This window comes from Algoriphagus sp. 4150, assembly GCF_031457395.1.
Lineage (GTDB): Bacteria > Bacteroidota > Bacteroidia > Cytophagales > Cyclobacteriaceae > Algoriphagus.
The window spans coordinates 394,995-413,634 of the sequence record NZ_JAVDWS010000002.1 but is presented as its reverse complement, the minus strand read 5'-3'; the positions used below and the strand labels follow the sequence as shown (position 1 = coordinate 413,634).

General features: G+C 43.0%; 13 protein-coding genes. 4 read left to right on the top strand and 9 right to left on the bottom strand.

Translation table 11 applies throughout. From position 1 onward, the window contains the following. Positions 1-191: 191 nt before the first annotated feature. From J2X69_RS05085 to J2X69_RS05060, 6 genes are all read right to left on the bottom strand, one after another. Complete coding sequence (locus tag J2X69_RS05085) at positions 192-758, bottom strand: hypothetical protein (protein WP_310099435.1); 567 nt, start codon at positions 756-758, stop codon at positions 192-194. A gap of 150 nt (positions 759-908) precedes the next feature. Continuing rightward, positions 909-3,812, bottom strand: coding sequence for a TonB-dependent receptor domain-containing protein (locus J2X69_RS05080; RefSeq protein WP_310099432.1), 2,904 nt, complete (start codon positions 3,810-3,812; stop codon positions 909-911). 79 nt (positions 3,813-3,891) lie between these two features. Beyond that, positions 3,892-5,127 carry a hypothetical protein gene (locus J2X69_RS05075; RefSeq protein WP_310099430.1) on the bottom strand — a complete coding sequence of 412 codons (1,236 nt, stop codon included), beginning with the start codon at positions 5,125-5,127 and terminating at the stop codon, positions 3,892-3,894. A 186-nt stretch (positions 5,128-5,313) separates the two neighbouring features. Then, entirely contained in the window at positions 5,314-6,285 is a 972-nt protein-coding gene (locus J2X69_RS05070; RefSeq protein ID WP_310099427.1) for a MoxR family ATPase, read from the bottom strand. 365 nt (positions 6,286-6,650) lie between these two features. Further along, entirely contained in the window at positions 6,651-7,271 is a 621-nt protein-coding gene (locus J2X69_RS05065) for a pseudouridine synthase (protein ID WP_409014390.1), read from the bottom strand. A gap of 10 nt (positions 7,272-7,281) precedes the next feature. Further along, entirely contained in the window at positions 7,282-7,458 is a 177-nt protein-coding gene (locus J2X69_RS05060; protein ID WP_310099424.1) for a hypothetical protein, read from the bottom strand. Between the two features lie 143 nt (positions 7,459-7,601). Between J2X69_RS05060 and J2X69_RS05055 the strand changes: the two genes are divergently transcribed. After that, positions 7,602-8,726, top strand: coding sequence for an amidohydrolase (locus J2X69_RS05055; protein WP_310099422.1), 1,125 nt, complete (start codon positions 7,602-7,604; stop codon positions 8,724-8,726). A gap of 398 nt (positions 8,727-9,124) precedes the next feature. Here the strand turns inward: J2X69_RS05055 and J2X69_RS05050 are convergent, their stop codons facing one another. The 3 genes from J2X69_RS05050 to J2X69_RS05040 all read right to left on the bottom strand — a co-directional run bounded on the left by J2X69_RS05050 (position 9,125) and on the right by J2X69_RS05040 (position 13,021). Beyond that, a complete protein-coding gene (locus J2X69_RS05050) occupies positions 9,125-9,904 on the bottom strand; it encodes an NIPSNAP family protein (RefSeq protein WP_310099420.1) in 780 nt (259 codons plus the stop codon). Positions 9,905-10,052: 148 nt separating this feature from the next. Next, the gene (locus tag J2X69_RS05045; protein ID WP_310099418.1) at positions 10,053-12,383 is read right to left on the bottom strand and encodes a M1 family metallopeptidase; all 2,331 of its coding nucleotides are present in this window, start codon (positions 12,381-12,383) and stop codon (positions 10,053-10,055) included. Between the two features lie 56 nt (positions 12,384-12,439). Continuing rightward, on the bottom strand, positions 12,440-13,021 hold the full coding sequence (locus J2X69_RS05040; protein ID WP_310099415.1) for a HupE/UreJ family protein: 582 nt from the start codon (positions 13,019-13,021) through the stop codon (positions 12,440-12,442). A gap of 83 nt (positions 13,022-13,104) precedes the next feature. Here J2X69_RS05040 and J2X69_RS05035 point away from each other — a divergent pair, with 83 nt between their 5' ends. The 3 genes from J2X69_RS05035 (at position 13,105) to J2X69_RS05025 (ending at position 18,548) form a co-directional block, all read left to right on the top strand. Continuing rightward, positions 13,105-13,596, top strand: a complete 492-nt coding sequence (locus J2X69_RS05035; protein WP_310099413.1) for a DUF6702 family protein — start codon at positions 13,105-13,107, stop codon at positions 13,594-13,596. Between the two features lie 308 nt (positions 13,597-13,904). Beyond that, positions 13,905-17,009: a TonB-dependent receptor gene (locus J2X69_RS05030; protein ID WP_310099411.1), complete on the top strand. Its 3,105-nt coding sequence runs from the start codon at positions 13,905-13,907 to the stop codon at positions 17,007-17,009. An 18-nt stretch (positions 17,010-17,027) separates the two neighbouring features. Next, positions 17,028-18,548, top strand: a complete 1,521-nt coding sequence (locus J2X69_RS05025) for a RagB/SusD family nutrient uptake outer membrane protein (protein WP_310099408.1) — start codon at positions 17,028-17,030, stop codon at positions 18,546-18,548. Positions 18,549-18,640 lie beyond the last annotated feature (92 nt).

Here is an 18,640-nt window from a genome sequence, read left to right as displayed (position 1 = left end):
TTTATCAATATTGGATTGGAAGAATACAAGTCCGATCCCCGCTTTCCGGAATTGAAAATCGGGATACCCTTCTTTCTAATTACTGATTCTTCTGGAAATATTCTGTACAAAACCAATGATTACACCCAAACTGAAGAAATGATTCTCTTTTTGGAATAAATCTATCAAAGTATCATTCATCCGCTAGAGAGTTAGTCTTCCGAGCCCCAAGGACCTTCCGGTGTATCAATCGGTTGAGTCAAATCAAATTGAACCGTAAATAATGTAGGTGAGCCCAGTCTTCTCAGATTATAGGTAAAGGAAGTCCCATCTACCGTAATCCACCATACATTACCGACAGCAGCAGGAAGCAATTCAGCAGAAAACTGATCCGCCGGAAAATACTGGATGGTTGCCGAACCGGTATTACTTGCCTTTCCACCATATTGAGTCACTTTATCTTCTGATCCATCCTCGTGACGATGATCATGTTTCAGCTGAATAAAACCTTGATCGTCCATCGTCAGTACCCAAGTTCTGGATCGATCTTCTCCTATAAAAAAAGGAATTCTCAAGATACCGTCTTCACAACTTCTGACATGCATCACCAGCTTTCCTTCAAATCTTGGGTCGGATTCAGGAACAACCAACTTACCTTCGTAAGCTTTGCCGCAGTGGGTTTTTAGATTATTCCAGAATTTCTGGGAAGGGGTTGATTCTTGGGCAAATACAGAAGAGAAAAGACCAAAGAAAAGAATTGTAAAAAAAAGGTATTTCATTATGCTTTGTTTAACGCCAAGATAGAGAATTCTTAATGGATTTCTCCGAAAAAAACCCATCGTAAAATAACGATAAATTCAACTTCCAATAACGTCCCCATATAAAAAGGCCCCAATTAGGAGCCTTTTTATATGGGATAAGTATGCTTCTTAGAACGATAAAGCCAATCTAAAATTCATTTTTGTACCTGGAGATAGGCTGCTGAATATCTGATCTGCTGCTTCATAGGACCTGAACACAAACTCTCTTCTTGAGTTTAGGATGTTTTCTACTCCAAATCCAGCCTGCAGACGTTCATCAGCACCGAATGTCTTATTGATATTCAAATTCAAGCTATTGAATGGTACAGAGTAGGTGTCTGTTCTGTTACCGAATCCCACATACTGGAGAGATGCTCCTTGCACATTGTAGAAAACTCCGGCTTCCCAACCAGTCAAATAAGACTGATAACTCAAGCCAGTGTTAATGAGGTAAGGAGCCTGACCCGCCATATCCCGGGTGTCTTTGATTTCTTGGCCTTCTCTGGCACTTAGCTGTCTTGATCTGTATTCAGATTCGGACATTTCGATCTGGGATTTGGTAATGGTTACGTTTGTATTCCAAGTAAAATTCTCAAAGCTAGGAGTAATAAATTTCAGGGATTTTCTGAACTCAAATTCCAATCCGGCCACCGTACCGTTACCTACGTTTCTTGGCTGGAAAGTTCCCGGATCTGCAAGGAACTGAACCATTTCGATTGGCTTCTCAAATGTCTTATAGAAAGCACTTATGGATAGCATTTGACCTTTTTCTTGGAAAGCTTCCCATCTCAAATCAAAGTTATTCACCTGAGTAGAGACCAAGTTGCCATCCCAAAGAACTTCAGTTCCCCCGTTGGTAGTCTCAGGATAAAGACCTCCTATGAAAGTTCTGCCTGTAATCGGATCTAGAATTTCAGCGTAAGAAAGCTCTTTAAAAGATGGTCTGGCTATAGTTCTGGATGCGGAAGCACGAAGATTTTGATTTTCTTTCAAGTTGAAAATCAAGTTAACCGTAGGGAAGAAATCCATATCATCGAGTACCTCTACCAAATCATAATCGATCGTCCCGGTTTGGTTGGTTCCTGTATAATACTGATTGTATTTCTCTACTCTCAAGCCCACGATGGCCTTCAGTTTTTCCATGGGATTGGCTTCCAAAGAAGCATATCCAGCCATATTGGTAGCAATAGAATTATAAGCATTCGCATTGATCGGAATGAAATCCGCATTATACCTTACACCATTTCTATTTTCTGCCGAGAAAAGATTCCTGTCAAGCAATATCTCATTTGGATCTCCTGTGAACACCGTATTTCCTGTTGCAAACTGAAAGCTCTGGATATTGAAATCACGTTGTTTGTACACATAATTTCCACCAAATTTCACTTTACCTTGTCTTGCAAAAAGAGTCAGATTCTTGGCAATATCTCCCTTGCCCACGATGCTGTATTCCTCTAGACTTCTCCATATTCTGGCAGGTAATCCTACTTCAGTAGAAATAGTATTGGTAGGCTGTCTAAATCGCGTAAATCTGATGTCCGGATCATCAATGGTAGATCTGGTGGGAGCAAGTTTCCAATTGATCTCCCAATCATTGCCATTAAGGTAATGTGTACCCCCAAGTAAGATGCTGGTCAAACCTCTTTGACTGTATTCCAAGTTATATTGCTTTGCTTCGAAGTTTGCACCCAAATTGGTATTGACAAAATCAAATTCACCCGCTTTTGATTCTCCATTTTGCAGGTGCATCAGGTTCAATTTGAATTTGGAATGTGCAGTCTTCAAGGCAATTCCCGCAATTCCACCAAGCAACACATTGTTCACCCCAAAATCACCACGCTGTCTCTCCAAAGGCTCCAATTCTGTTTGGCTAGCCTCTCTTGGCTTGGCATAAAGGTTGTATTCCGCATCCTGATAGAATTCTGTCTCATTCTTATAAGTCAGTGCGAAGTTGTAGCCCCAAGTTGCTTTTGGTCGGGCAAATTGATTTCCCAAAGAGAAACTTACACCTACATCCATCAGACTGTTGGCTCTATAGCCACCCAATGTTTTATTGAAATTTCCCAGAATCTCCTGATATGCCAATCCTCTTGGGCTGTTGGGATTACCTACGGCATCGCCATACTGTGGTATGTCAGTTCTTCCATCTGTAGGAATAGCTCTGGTTCCGTCGTCAAAACCTAAAAAATCAGTATTTCCACCGTCATATTTCAGGTAGTTTGAATTGAAGTGCATCGATGGGTTAATTCCTCCGCTTAGGCTCAAGCGCATAGATTTCTCTTCAGGAAAATCCTTTGTCTCAATATCTACCACACCTCCCGTGAAATCTGCCGGCAGATCTGCGGTGAATGATTTAGATACGATAATATTGTCAATCACATTGGTAGGAAATATATCCATCTGGATTGTATTTCTATCCGGATCCAAGCCGGGAATATCCATACCATTCAACACAGTTTTGGTGTATCTGTCTCCAAGTCCCCGTACAAAGATGTATTTACCTCCCTCGATGGATACACCTGTGACACGCTTTACAGCGGAAGCAGCATCCCCATCACCTATTTGACGGAAGGTACTGGCCGAGATGCCATCTATCAGGTTGGCTGCATTTCTCTTCACAGACAGCAAAGCTGACTCTGTGGTTCTAATCGCCGAGGCTGACACAGTCACTGCTTCAAGGTCAGAAGCTTCCTCCATCATCAATAGGTCGCTGATCACATTCACTTCTCCCTCTTTCACCACTACATCGGTAAGGTGAATAGAAGCGTAAGAAAGGTAAGACACCTGAAGTGTATAATTTCCCGGAGCTACTTTTATTTCATATTTACCGTCGAAGTCCGTAACTGTACCGGTAGATGTTTCCTTTACTAATATCGAGACCCCATAGAGAGGATCTCCTGTGCTCTGCTCGTAGATTGTACCGCGGATAGTACCGTTTTGGGCAAATGCGAAACCTGCAAATACTTGGGAAAGCACCAGCAGAATTAAAACCGAAAATCCCTTCATGAGTGGATAGGTAGATAGTTTTTTCATACAGCAATTAGATAGAACCGTTAAAGAAGGAAGAAAGTAACCTTGCAAGTCCTTCCTTCCTTCAATTAGAAGTGTGTGATTATAGATCAGAGATAACTCCGGCAGCTGCTGCCCAAGACCAAGTGCTGGCGAAAGCAGACTTGTCTGCCCCTACAGTATTTGCACCGGCAGCTACGCTTGTCGCAAAAGCATCGGTTCCGTTTCTGAATACCTCGGATAGCTCAGCACCTTCGGCAAGAGTGATTTCAAGATTCACGAATTTCAACTCACCATTGGCAAAAGTGGCCAATGTTTTGTCACCGCTAAGAGAAAAATCTCCACGACCATCAGAAGCAGATGGATCCGGGAAACCTGTAAAGTAAATATTTTCAAAAGTACCTCTAGCTCCATCTCTGAAGTCAGCCAGTTCAGCAACGCTACTTCCTACTACAGTACCATTTATCAAGGTATGCCCAGCATTGAAAGATCCTTCAGGACCGTCAATTTCAAGTGCGTGATCTGTTTCGCCACCGCAAATAACAATGAAGTTGTCCATGGTTCCGGACCACGCCTGGTCAGTATCCAACCCATCATCTCCGACATTCCAGACAATCGCATTTTTCACGCTCACAGATCCACCGAACCATTCGATTCCGTCATCTTGGTTAGCGATTACTTCTACGTTTTCAATAACTGTACCAGAGCCTACACCGCCTAAAGTAAGTCCGTTGATTTCGTTACCTTCTCCGATGTTGGCACCGCCATGACGGATGGAGATAAATTTAATGACACCGGAGTTGTCGGCATCATCAGTTCCCCCATACAGACCATTTACATCGGATGGCGGGATACCTTCAATTTGAGTTTCAGTTACATCACCTGCGAGAGAAGCTTTAGCATTACCCAAAACAATCAGTCCACCCCACAGACCGGACATATCCGGATCAAGGTTTGGAGAAGCTATTTGGCCAGGAGTGATTTCATCAGCAACTGTGGTAAAGATGATCGGAGAGTTAGCAGTTCCCTGCGCATCGATTTTAGCACCTCTGGCGATGATCAAGGCAGTGGCATTGGATCCGGATCCAACTTCACCCTTTACAATTACACCGGGCTGGATAGTAAGTGTATTTCCTGCAGTGACAGCTATTCTGCCTCCAAGGACGTAAGTCTTTCCAGTCTCCCAAGTAGTGTTGGAAGTAATATTGGAGTTCACCAGAACACCGCCAGTTCCGGGATCAACCGGATCCGGACTCGGTTTGTCATTGCCTTCCACGCAGCCAGTGAGTCCAATCACTGCAGCAGCAAACATGGTTAAAAGAGAATTGAACTTTTTCATTGAGATTTATAATTGATTATGGTTTGCCTTATTTGACAATGCAAATCTGTCTCAATTTTTGACCTCAAAAGAATTATCTGAATTATCCTTTTTTTAATAAAGAACGCCCAATTTAATATTGGAATAACAGAAAGGGCATAAAAAAAGGCTTCTCTTTCGAAAAGCCTGTATTTGATGATATAGCTGTTATTTCAATGTTACGGATTTGTTAATCGGAACTTTCTCCATCAGAATTTTTACCAGATCTCTCGTGTTAATCCCGTCTGCCTCAGCCTCATAATTTAGGATAATCCTATGGTTAAGCACATCTTCTGCTATTTCCTTGATGTCTTCGGGCAATACATAATCCCTTCCATCCATGAAGGCAACTGCCTTAGAAGCCAAATTCAAGTTGATACTCGCACGTGGCGACACACCAAACTGGATGTACTTGGCTTCTTCTTTAAGCCCATACTGCGTGGGGAATCTGGTGGCAAATACCAGCTCTATGATATAGTGCTCCAATGGCTCAGCCATCTTCACGGAATTGATCTGATTACGGATATCAAAGATCTCCTCTTTGGAAAGTATTGCATTGACTTCGGAGCTAAATGACATATTTGCCATTCTCCGCATTACTTCCATTTCATCGGCTTTACTTGGATAGTCGATATGGACCTTCATCATAAATCTATCCACTTGCGCCTCGGGAAGGGGGTAGGTGCCTTCCTGATCTACCGGGTTTTGGGTAGCAAGAACCAAAAAAGGCCTGTCAAGCTTATAGGTAGTATCACCTATAGTCACTTGCTTTTCCTGCATAGCTTCCAAAAGCGCCGATTGAACCTTTGCAGGAGAACGGTTAACTTCATCCGCCAATATCACATTGGAGAAGATCGGTCCTTTTTTCACTTCAAAATTCGCCGCCTGTTGATTGTAGATCATCGTCCCGATCAAATCCGCCGGGAGTAAATCCGGCGTAAACTGGATTCTATTGAAATCAAGGTGAAGCACTTTGGCCAAGGTATTTACCGTCAAGGTCTTCGCCAAGCCAGGCACACCTTCCAATAGAATGTGACCATTGGTAAAAAGTCCGATCAAAAGCCTGTTGACCATTCTATCCTGGCCTACTACTACTTTCCTGACTTCCTGTATTACGTCTGCTATTTTTTCCTGATGCATGGAATCTGATTCTTTTAGTGCTATTAAAGGGAGACTAAAATAGAGGTTTTTGTCCCAAAGGACAATCTTAAATCTTAGAAGCGGTATTGCATAGCCAAGAAAGGGAATTTATGATATTTTAAGAAAGTGGGTTCTCGCAGCGGCGTAGCGTTGGATAACCTTTGATGTTTTGGAAACCTCGAAGGTTTTACCGGTGAAATTAAACAAAGCAAAACGCTCGAAGTAGTGGAAGACAAAAACTGAGCCTTGCGATTTTCAATCTACAACGTCTCTCAGAATCTTTTATGGAAAAATCCAAAATCTAAGGATTTAAAAGAATTCCGGGGATTTTTCGCCAACCTAACATCACGTCGCCGCGAGAGAATTTACCTTCCGGATCTCCTCGTACCACTCGTTTTCTTAAACCCCGTTAATCCGAGTTTGTGGTAGATCGTTTCCTCATCGATTTCCTGTACTTCCCCCACTTTAAATCCTTCTATTGTCAATTTCTCCATTGACCAGCGCACAAGTCTTAGCGTGGGATGTCCTATCGCTGCAGTCATCTTGCGAACTTGACGATTTTTGCCCTCTATCAGTGTCAGCGAAATCCAAGTATCTGGAATGGATGCCCGATAGCGAATCGGAGGATCCCTGTCAGGAAGTGTTGGGATTGGATTCAGACTTTTGGCTATAGCAGGCTTGGTTTTGTAGTCCCGCCCATCCACATTAATGACTACTCCCTGCATCAACTCCTTTAAGGACGCCTGCTCGGGAATTCCTTCCACCTGAGCATAATAGGTTCGTTGATGGCCAAAGCGGGGGTTTAGAAGATGGTGGTTTAATGATTTGTCATCAGTAACAATTAGGAGTCCTTCAGAATCCTTGTCCAGCCTTCCTACAGGATACACCTCCTTTGGGAAATCAAAAAGAGAGGCAAGTGTCTGCCCCTCTCCCGAAAATTGACATAAAACCCCAAAGGGTTTGTAAATAATAAAGTATCTGGCCAAAGTCAGTAAATTAACTTCCGCAGCCTACGCAGTCTATGCTGGAATCTGTAGGCTTCACACCGTCACGCTCCATTTTGAGATTGTGGATTTTGTCACGAATCTCCATGTCCGCAAACATGTCACCGGTGATTTGTGCCTCCAGCGCTTGGATTTGCTCGTTGTAGTTTTGAATTTGTACGTCGCTCATAAAAGTTATAGTTGAAGGGTTGAAATGATATTCTAAAATAGCCGGAGATCCTGAAAAGTTCCTGATCAAAGCTTCATATTTTGCTTCAAAAATGATTCCAACTGAGCAATAGAAACTTACCTTTCGAAAAACCTCCAATAAAAATGTCCAATGCTACGCTTAAAAAACTCCGTCAAACATTACATCAAAATCCTGAAACAGCAGGGGAAGAAAATGCCACTGCGGAGAAAATTTCAGCATTTTTTACCGAACTCAAACCGGATCAGATTATAGAAAAGTTAGGCGGAAATGGGCTTGCATTTGTTTTCAAAGGAGAGAAGCCCGGAACAAGAAGCTTGTTTCGTGCTGAACTGGATGCACTTCCCATCCAAGAAACAGGAGATGCCGGCTACAAAAGTCAAACAGCAGGCAAAGCCCATCTCTGCGGCCATGATGGGCATATGGCGATCATCTGCGGATTGGGAGAAAAACTAGCCTCTGAAAGACCGAAGAAGGGAGAGGTGATTTTACTTTTCCAGCCTGCTGAGGAGACTGGAGAAGGGGCAAGATGGATTTTGGATGACCCGAAATTCCTAGAAATCAAACCTGACTATGCTTTTGCTCTTCATAACCTTCCCGGCTTCCCACTTCATCAAGCCGTGATAAGAAAAGGAACATTCGCAGCAGGAAGCACTGGCTTGACGATTTCGCTGACAGGAAAAACTTCCCATGCAGCTCACCCTGACGAAGGAATCAATCCTGCACAGGCAATAGCGAAGCTGATGCAGAATCTACCCAAACTTCCCAAAAACCTAGACACATTTGCTTTGGTCACTGTCATCCATGCCGAGATTGGAAGCTTGGCTTTCGGAACCAGTGCCGGAAAAGGCACCTTAAGCTTAACTGTCCGTGCCTTTGACCAAACTGACCTGGAAAACCTGATCGAGATGATCACCAATGAAGTACAAGAGATAGCCAAAGCGGAGAAGCTTGGGTGTGAAATTAATTTTGTGGAGCAATTCGCCGTATCCGAAAACGATCCAAAGGCAGCTGAAATAGCGGAGAACGTAATGAAAGATTTAGGATTGGATATATTAGAGAAAAACGAGCCCTTCCGCTGGTCTGAGGATTTTGGATTATTTAGTCAAAGCTGTCCATCCTATCTTTTCGGATTGGGGGCCGGAGAAAACAGCCCCCAGCTTCATGAGCCTACCTATGATTTCCCGGATGAATTGATCGGGACGGGAGTCAACATTTTTGAAGGGGTGGTGAGAAAGGTGAATGGGTGACAAAAGACCTTCCAAGTTTTGAAAACCAGGAAGGTCCGCCGGAATAGAAAATTTACACTGTCTTTTTGGCAAAGAACCTGAATCCAAATTCAGGCCAGCTCTCCCTCTTTCGAACAGGAACCAATTCAGTTTCCAAAATATCTAAGTCCAGCTTCTGGAGAAGCAGGACAATAAGCGGAAGCAGGACAACAAAAATGGGTGAACCCGAAATACTAAGTCTGGCTTCTGAAGAGGCGGGGCAACCAAGGAAAAGATCTGTCCATTAAACCCGAAATATGCATTAGCAATTCTATTGCAACCATTAAGAAACCCAATGCATAATCTGGGTTAAATCAAAATTGATACAGTGTTCACCACTGTGGCCTCAGCGGGAATCTCCGTGTCCACAGCGGTTAAAATCACAGATCTGAATATTCCGTAGGATAAAGCAACTTCGTGTCATTGCGGGATACGGTATTCTGATATTCCTCCAAGTCTTTCATTCCTGCCCAGTCCGGATCTACACCGAATTGCTTCCAGTGTTCATTTCTTATGTCCATATTTTCATGGGTAGTCATATATACCAGATTGGGCATATTTGCGCCGGCAATGGTTTCTCCATAGAATATCGGGCTACAATTTAGCTTGGTGAAAATATCCATCTCTCCATCGTTAAACATCTTCACTTTCTGCTTATACAGCCGCTCCGTCGCAGCTTCATAGCTTCTCATTTCATAGACTCTGTCCTTCTTTGCATTGGTCAGTTCCGACTCTGCAAATTTAGGTTGACCTGTCATCGCCTGAAGCAGAGAGGTTTCTATACGCTTATAAGGAGCCCTATCATGAGCAGCGTTGATGTAAGCGCTTCCAGCCGTTTGATATGCCTGATCTTTGGCCAGTTTGCCTTCCATGGCTACATACTCGTCCAGCGACTTAAAAGGCACAAATAGGTAAACTTCCTTTCCGGCATTTGGCTGGGAAGCTATAGGTTTGAACACCCCAACTTTGGCAATTCCCTGCTTATGGGCAGCCGGAATAAAGGCATTTGCAAGATAATCATCCAGCATGGCCTCCTGCTCAGCATTTTCTATATGATAGGTTCTCAGTTCATAAAAATCTCTTTTTTGAGCATGGAGATTTGAACTCATTAAAAAACACAAGGCTATGGCCCCAAGGGAAATCAATTTTTTTACCTTCATTTTAGGTTTGTTTTAGGTTTTGTTGTTTGGAATAGCATATATCCCCTCGACTAAAATACTGCTTAGGGGGCAAGGATGAAAACCATTTGTGTATTAGAAAAGGAATAGTTAATTAACAAGAAAAGCCGACTCACGCCGGCATTTCTTGTTATTGGTTTCTTTTTGCTTCCTTCATTGGATTACTTCCTGTCGATGCCCCTCTCGCTGCCCCCGATCCTTTGAACAACTCAAATCGGCTAGGCTGATATTGTCTTGGCCAGTAATTACTGGACTCATCGATATCGGCAGTTTCTCTCTTAGGATCTAGGATGATTTGGGCCACTTCTTTCTTTTTCACAAAAACCTTAGTAACCTCAGACTCATTCTTTCTCCATATTTCCACAGGGATTCTGTCTATCTCGGAGGTACCATCTGTATATTGGAATTCCACTATAATCGGCATTACCAGTCCGCCTACGTTTCTGAAGGTGATCTCATAGAAATTCAAATCACTTTCCATCAGTTCTTTTTCCTTGGGAGAAAGGCTGGCCATAAATCGCTTATAGCTTTCCTCATCTGCAGGAGTTACGGTAAAAGGATTATAAGAAGTGTAGAAATCGTGTGTTTCAGGATCTGCCTCGATTACTGTTTCTTTCACATCAGTTCTGTTGAACTCCTTAGAAACATAATCTTCCTCAAGGTCTGCTTCAGCTTTCATCCCGGCTTTCTTCTCAGCAGGAGTACGGTTGTCCATCTTATAGAGTGCTACATTTTCAATAGCGATATCCACCGGCTCCGTGCCATAAAACCATCCTCTCCAGAACCAATCCAAATCCACGGCAGAAGCATCTTCCATCGTACGGAAGAAATCCTCCGGAGTCGGATGCTTAAACATCCATCTGCGGGAATATTCTTTGAATGCATAATCAAACAACTCACGTCCCATGATAGTCTCACGAAGAATATTTAATGCAGTGGCCGGTTTGGCATAAGCATTTGGCCCAAACTGAATGATATTCTCTGAGTTGGTCATGATAGGCTCCAAGGTGTTCTTGGCACTTCTCATGTAAGGAACAATCTTATGCGCCGGACCACGACGGGAAGGAAAGTCACGATCCCATTCTTGCTCGGCCATAAACTGCATAAAGGTATTCAACCCCTCATCCATCCAAGTCCACTGACGCTCGTCAGAATTGACGATCATAGGAAAAAAGTTATGCCCCACTTCGTGGATAATCACACCTATCATTCCGTTTTTGACAGCCTCGGAATATGTGCCATCCGGATCGGGACGCCCATAGTTAAAACAGATCATCGGGTACTCCATACCATTGGCTGCTTCTACAGAGATCGCCGTGGGATATGGATAATCGAAGGTATGGGATGAATAGGATTTGATCGTATGGGCGACTACCCGGGTAGAGTATTGGCCGTATAGCGGATTGGCTTCCTTGGCATAATAAGACATAGCCATTACATCTTTTCCTCCCTGCTTCACAGCCATTGCATCCCAGATAAATTTACGGGAAGAAGTCCATGCAAAATCACGGACATTCTCTGCCTTAAACCTCCACGTTTTTTTCGATGTAGCTTTACCTTTTTCCAGCTCAATCGCTTCGTCCTGTGTACGGATGACTACTGGTGCATCATAGGTTTTCTTGGCCTTATTCCATCTATCCAGCTCGGCAGAAGACAAGACTTGACTTGCGTTTTGCAACTCGCCTGTAGCCCCGACCATATGATCAGAAGGCACAGTGATATTCACTTCATAATTTCCAAAAACCAATGCAAACTCGCCTGAACCCATGAATTGCTTGTTTTGCCAGCCTTCAAAATCTGAATAGACAGCCATTCTTGGGAACCACTCAGCCATAGTGTACAAGTAGTTGTCATCACCTTCGAAATACTCGTACCCCGGACGTCCGCCAATGTACCCTACCCTATTTGTGATGTTAAATGTCCAGTCTACTCCAAAGGTGAAGCTTCCACCGGCTTTCAGCGGAGTGGGCAAGTCAATTCGCATCATGGTTTTGTTCACTGTCACCGGGAGCGGATTTCCTTTGGAGTCCTTTACTTCCAGTACTTTATAGCCAAAATCCTCATTGGCCCAGATAAGCCCTTCAAGGTTGCGAAGGGTCATCTTAGGAGTGATGGAGCTTTCTGAAGCTTTGGGAGAATCAGAATCCGGCCCACGTTGATTTTCTTCCAGCTGCACCCATAAATACGTCAGTTGGTCAGGAGAATTGTTGATGTAAGTTACTTTCTCAGATCCTTTGACGGATTGATTGGCATCATCCAGCTCCACGTTGATCACATAGTTCGCCTGCTGCTGCCAATACATATGGCCAGGCGCACCGGAGGCTGTCCGGTAAACGTTGGGAGAACGAAGCATAGAGCCAAGCTGCTCAAACCGCTCTGCATGATTCTGCTCTGAATGCTGCGCAAAAGCGGGAAAAATCCCCGTGATTGCCAGTGCTGCAAGTGCAATTAGTTTTCTCATAGTTCCTAATTTGGTCAAAATACTCTAAAATATATACCTAGGCCTTGGGTTATTTATTACCAAAATTTTGCTTCCAACATCAGCATCATTGCAATACCAAAAACCATGGATGCAACTACCAATGTCCATTCCTTCCTACTAACTCCTATAATCCCAACTAAAATGGATGTGACAAGAAGAAACACTGCGACTATAATCAGCTGCCCCAATTCCAATCCCAGATTGAATGCAAGCAGTGGCTGCCAAATACTCGCTTCTTTGCCCAGAAGACTTCGCAGATAGGTAGAAAATCCCAGTCCGTGAATTAGTCCAAAGAATAATGCGAAGATATAATTGATGGATATCCCCCTGCCGGAGGCCGGTTTTGGTCGGAGAATTGTAATGAATGCCGTGATCGCTATCGTAACCGGTATCAGAAACTCGATCAAATCGGAGTTCACATTGACCAACCTGAAAGTAGCCAGTGCCAAGGTAATAGAATGTCCAATCGTGAAAGCAGTCACTAAAATCACAACTTTGCGCCAGTCTCTGGGAATAAAGACCGCACAGAGAGCCAATACGAATAAAATGTGGTCGTAGCCATTGATATCAAGGATATGCTGAAGGCCAAGACGAAAATATAATTGAAATGAATTCATAGAAAGGGTGAAATACCTCTAAAGAAGTAAATTGCGCAATTATACGTCATAATTAGCAGAAAAGACAGATTACAGGACACCAAATGCAACACTTTTACATATACATGATCAGCTTGGGATGGCTGGCAGCCATGCATCCATTTCATCTTAGTTTGACTGAGATCAAATGGAATGCTCAGACGGAGCATGTGGAGATTTCTCAAAAAATATTTTGGGATGATCTGGAAATTGCCCTAAGTGGGTTTCATGAAACACCCATTGATTTTCTAAATCCGCACAATAAGGAAAAACTAAGTGCCCAAATCGAGTCTTACTTACTGGCGCAGAATACGATTTGGATTGAAGACAAAGCAATCACTTTACATTTTATCGGCTATGAAGTAGAGGAAGATGCCGGCTGGTTCTATCTAGAGTCGGAGACTGTAAAAGAACCGGCTTCTGTCAAGGTCAAAAACTCGCTACTGATCGAAGACTTCCCTGATCAAAAAAATGTTGTTCAATTCTTTTTTAAAACAAATTCTCCCAAAAGCATAATTCTTGGAAAAAATCAGGAAACCGGAATTTTGAATAAATAAGAAAACATCCGCCCTACTCAAGAATATTATCAGCATCATCCGCCTCTTTCAACATTATTTTTTCCAAAGCGGAAAGGTTTTGTCATTTTTTAATAATAATGCTTCGATTTCAGATAAAAATACTGAATCAACCATCCAACCTCAGCTCATACAGGTGTTTCTATCGAAAACGAATAATTTTTCAGAACATTATTGGTAAAACAATATTATTCTTACATTCATAGTCGGATCCTGTAAATGAGGATTCTACAATTTACCCATCTCAAACCTAACAGGTTAAACGAACCTGTTAAAAATTTTCTAAACTTATGTGTAAACCGATTTACCAAAAGTCTCGGGCATTACCTCCATGGAATCTTTTTCATGGCTTTTTGCTCACACTTGTCCTATTGATTTTCTCAACAGGAAGCATCCTCGCCCAGGGAAGAAATGTCCGCGGCGTGATCAAATCATCCTCCGGCGAGACCATGCCTGGAGTGAATGTATTGGTTAAGGGTACCACTACCGGTACAGCCTCGGATATCGATGGCAACTTTAGCTTATCTGTCCCTTCGGACGAATCCATCTTAGTTTTCTCATTTATTGGCTACAGCTCCAAAGAAGTCCGCGTAGGAAATTCCAGCGAATTGAGTGTAGTGCTGGAGGAGGACCTTTCATCTCTTTCGGAAGTAGTAGTAGTCGGCTACGGTACCCAAGAACGGGCCAAAGTAACAGGAGCTATTTCCTCTGTAGGCTCTGAAGAAATTCGGGCTTTGCCAGTAGCAAGCTTCGCCTCAGCCATTCAAGGTAGGGCTGCAGGTGTCAACGTCACCAATACCGGATCCCCTGGTACCAATCCTATTGTAAGAATCAGGGGTATAGGTACTGTCGGAAATAATGATCCTTTGTATGTCATCGACGGGATGCCGGCAGGAGGATTAAATGAAATTAATCCTGCAGATATAGAGTCTATAGAAGTACTTAAAGACGCTTCTACAGCTGCCATTTATGGATCTAGAGGAGCAAACGGAGTAATCTTAGTGACTACCAAAAAAGGAAAAAAAGGGAAACCCTTAGTGACTATGGATGCATATTATGGATCTCAGCAAGCTTGGAAAACCCTAGATCTTCTCAATAGAGATCAATACATCGCATTTGGCAGGGAGCTACTGGCAAATGCAGGGGATGATGCTCCTGCACGGTTTGACAATCTGGGGGAGTTTGCCAATAATGACATCGACTATCAGAATGAAATGTTCCGTACAGCTCCTATCCAAGATTACAACTTAGGAATATCGGGTGGTACTGATAACGTTCTCTACAATTTCTCTCTAGGCTACTTTGCTCAAGAAGGCATTATGAGAGGTACAGATTTCGAGCGGGTATCAATGCGCTCGAATACTGAATACAAAGTCCATAACAGAGTAAAAGTTGGCCAGACGCTCACCATTGCCTATTCAAATAGAAACATTGAACCTTTCTCAGGAGGAAGAAGCCAATTGGAGCATATAGTAAAAGCTATCCCGTACATCCCAATCCGGGATGCTTCTCGACAAGGTGGCTTTAGGGCTTCCGACAGAGTGGATGGTTCAGATCCTGAGAACCCGGTATTAAATGCTGAATTAAGGGAAAACAACAGCAAGGAATACAAAATTTTGGGCTCAGCTTATGTCAATGTAAATATACTGAAAGGCCTTGACTATAAATTTTTGGTAGGTTTGGACGTGGGAATGGGAGATAATTTCCAATATGCCCCAAGTTTCAATGCAGGGGATTTTAGTGTTTCGCCTTTTGCCACAATCTCCAAAACCAAAACGAACTTTGTTTCTCCACTTTTCAGCAATCAGCTGACCTATGAGAAAGATTTCGGCAAACACCACATTGATCTATTGGGAGTAATTGAAAGACAAACTTCCACATTTACAAGCTTGACCGGTGCAGGTCAAAATTCCTTGACAAATGATGTAAAAGAACTTCAAGGTGTTGAAAACCAGACGACAACAAGTACCCGTACAGAGTATGGGTTAATATCCTATGTAGGCCGGGTTAATTATGATTATGCACAGAAATACCTGGTAAGCGCGAGCATAAGAAGAGATGGAGGATCAAGATTTGGTCCTGAAAATAAGTGGGGTACATTCCCTTCTGTGTCCTTAGGCTGGAGAATTAGCGAAGAGGGATTTATGAAAAATCTCGCAGCTGTAAGTGATCTGAAACTTAGAGCAAGCTACGGGGAGACAGGAAATGACAGAATAGGTGACTATGTCTATCAAGCAACCATCAACTCCAATTTGTTTTACAATTTTGACGACAATCTACTTACTGGTAGTACTATTACTGCTCTTGCCAATGCCCAAGTAAGATGGGAAACCACGATCATGAAAAACCTTGGCTTGGATTTAGGTCTATTCAATGACCAGTTTAATCTGTCCTTAGAATTTTATGAGAACACCACAAAAGGGATGCTTCTCGGAGTTCCTATTCCGCCATCATTGGGATATGATGGCGCGCCGGTAGCCAATGTAGGAAATGTAAGGAATTCTGGTTTTGAAATAACAGCCGGATACAATATGCGTAAAGGTGATTTTCAAATGGGAGTTAACGGAAATATGGGATTTGTAACCAATGAATTGACTTCCCTAGGAAGTGGAAACACCATCTTTGGCCCGGATTTCCAAGGGGATGCAATGACCCTTACTGAAGAAGGCCAGCCTATTGCCTACTTCTATGGATGGGTTGCGGACGGTATATTCCAAAGTAATGAAGAGGCCCAAGCTGCCCCAAGGCAAAACCTACCGGATGATCTTAGTGAGTATGATCCTACTATTCACACAGCCGCAGGCGATATCCGGTTTAGAGACATCAATAACGATGGGGTAATCGATGCAAACGATAGAGTAAACTTAGGTCATTATCTACCAGACTTCACTTATGGATTGAATGTGAATGCTTCCTATAAGGGATTTGACTTCACCATGTTCTGGCAGGGAGTCTCCGGCAACGAAATCTTCAACAACCTTCGCTTCCATACAGAAGGCATGACACGTCTGTTTGGTGCAAGTGACGTGGTTCTTGATCGGTGGACTCCTACCAATACCGATACAAATGTGCCACGGGCAATTTCCGGTGATCCAAATAGAAACGCCAGAGCAAGTTCCAGATTTGTAGAAGATGGATCTTACCTCCGTTTGAAAAACATCTCCTTGGGATACAGTATTCCAAGTACAGTATTAGAAACTTGGAGCAAAGGGACTATATCTAAACTTCGTGTGTATGTATCAGCCCAAAACCTACTGACATTCACTCAGTATACTGGATATGATCCGGAAATTGGAGTAAGAACAGACATAAATTCATCCCTAGGTTCGGGAATAGATTATGGCCAGTTCCCTGCTGCACGTACGTTCATGGGAGGCATTCAACTTGCATTTTAATTTATAAAAGGAAAAATCATGAAAACAAGATCCACACTTTTGGCAATTATCATGTCGGTTGGTATGGTAGCCTGTGATGAGGAGGTATTAAATCCGGTTAATCCCAATCAACTGGGAACTGAAACTTTTTACCGTACTGGCCCTCAACTTGTAGCAGCTGTAAATGCGGTATACGCTACCCTCCAAGGAAATAATTTATATAACAGAGAATACTTCTTCCTCCACGATTTACTTTCGGATGATGTAGAAAGCGGAGGAGCACAACTTGAAGCCCAGAGAGCGCAAGTTCTTAACCACGGGTTTGATGGCTCTAATCCCCTCATAGAAGCTAATTGGCGAGGATGGTACCGTCTGATTCACAGAGCGAATCTGGTATTGGAAAACGCAGATAATGCAACGGACAATATTACTGATGCACTCCGTTCTAGAATTGTGGGAGAAGCCTATTTTCTTAGAGGCCTAGCATACTATGAACTATCTACCTTATGGGGAGGGGTTCCATTGATGCTATCTACTGTCAGCACCCCTGAGGGGCTGCCAAGATCTACGCAGGAGGAGTCATTTGCGCAATCTCTGAGCGATCTCAATGAGGCAATCTCAAGACTTCCTTTGAGTTCTACCTATTCTGGATCCGATGTGGGAAGAGCAAGTAAAGGTGCAGCCCAGGCAGTTGCTGCGAAGCTATTGTTATTCCAAGGTGATTTCGCCGGGGCAAAACCATACCTGATGGAGATTATCAATTCAAATCAATATTCTTTGACGGAACGTTATCTTGATAATTTTGAGGAAGAAAATGAAAATAACTCTGAGTCAATCTGGGAAATCCAGTTTTCTGAATCTTTCGGGAACGAAGGTGGATGGAATGCTGATGGTACAGGGATAGCTGAGGTTACCTTCAGGGGGCAAGAATATGGCCCAAATGCCTGGAGAAACTTAATACCCAACACAGGTTTGGTAGCTGAATTCGAAAAACCCTCAAACGGAGCGCCAAAAGAAGATCCAAGAATGAGTTACAATTTCTATAGATTAGGTGACACATTCAATGGAGGTAACAGCGTACTGGACGAGAAAACTGTACAAGGTGATTTCAACAAACCTAGCTGGAGAAAGTACCAAACTATTTATAAGAGAGATAATGAAAATACGCAGTCCGGAATCAATTTCCGGGTGATCAGATATGCGGATGTATTGCTAATGATGGCTGAGGTAGAGAATGAAGTTTCAGGCCCATCAGCAGCCTTGCCTTATCTCAATATGACCAGAAACAGAGCAGATGTAAAAATGCCGCCGTATCCTACTGCAAAATATCCTACCGGCACCAAGGAACAAACACGTATTGCAATTCAGCATGAGCGAAGGGTAGAAATGCCTGGGGAGCAAGTTAGGAACCGTGATATACGGAGATGGAGGCGATTGGGCTTTTTACAAAGTGAGCCTATTTTCGGTTATCAATCCAGAAATGACCTCCTTCCTATTCCTACAGTGGAATTGGATAATAATTCTGTACTAACCAATGCTGATCAAAATCCCGGGTATTAAATAATAATTCTAACCTATAATCTGAATAGCCGGGGAAACTCGGCTATTTTTTTTGAATGTATTTTAAACCACTAAAACCCCAGAGAGTGCTC

What these genes read in the sequence shown, in the direction of transcription:
- J2X69_RS05035 (WP_310099413.1), top strand. Translation starts at nt 13,105, where the DNA reads ATGCAACACTTTTACATATACATGATCAGCTTGGGATGGCTGGCAGCC.
- J2X69_RS05060 (WP_310099424.1), bottom strand. Translation starts at nt 7,458, where the DNA reads ATGAGCGACGTACAAATTCAAAACTACAACGAGCAAATCCAAGCGCTG.
- J2X69_RS05085 (WP_310099435.1), bottom strand. Translation starts at nt 758, where the DNA reads ATGAAATACCTTTTTTTTACAATTCTTTTCTTTGGTCTTTTCTCTTCT.
- J2X69_RS05080 (WP_310099432.1), bottom strand. Translation starts at nt 3,812, where the DNA reads ATGAAAAAACTATCTACCTATCCACTCATGAAGGGATTTTCGGTTTTA.
- J2X69_RS05055 (WP_310099422.1), top strand. Translation starts at nt 7,602, where the DNA reads ATGTCCAATGCTACGCTTAAAAAACTCCGTCAAACATTACATCAAAAT.
- J2X69_RS05030 (WP_310099411.1), top strand. Translation starts at nt 13,905, where the DNA reads ATGTGTAAACCGATTTACCAAAAGTCTCGGGCATTACCTCCATGGAAT.
- J2X69_RS05040 (WP_310099415.1), bottom strand. Translation starts at nt 13,021, where the DNA reads ATGAATTCATTTCAATTATATTTTCGTCTTGGCCTTCAGCATATCCTT.
- J2X69_RS05050 (WP_310099420.1), bottom strand. Translation starts at nt 9,904, where the DNA reads ATGAAGGTAAAAAAATTGATTTCCCTTGGGGCCATAGCCTTGTGTTTT.
- J2X69_RS05025 (WP_310099408.1), top strand. Translation starts at nt 17,028, where the DNA reads ATGAAAACAAGATCCACACTTTTGGCAATTATCATGTCGGTTGGTATG.
- J2X69_RS05075 (WP_310099430.1), bottom strand. Translation starts at nt 5,127, where the DNA reads ATGAAAAAGTTCAATTCTCTTTTAACCATGTTTGCTGCTGCAGTGATT.
- J2X69_RS05045 (WP_310099418.1), bottom strand. Translation starts at nt 12,383, where the DNA reads ATGAGAAAACTAATTGCACTTGCAGCACTGGCAATCACGGGGATTTTT.
- J2X69_RS05070 (WP_310099427.1), bottom strand. Translation starts at nt 6,285, where the DNA reads ATGCATCAGGAAAAAATAGCAGACGTAATACAGGAAGTCAGGAAAGTA.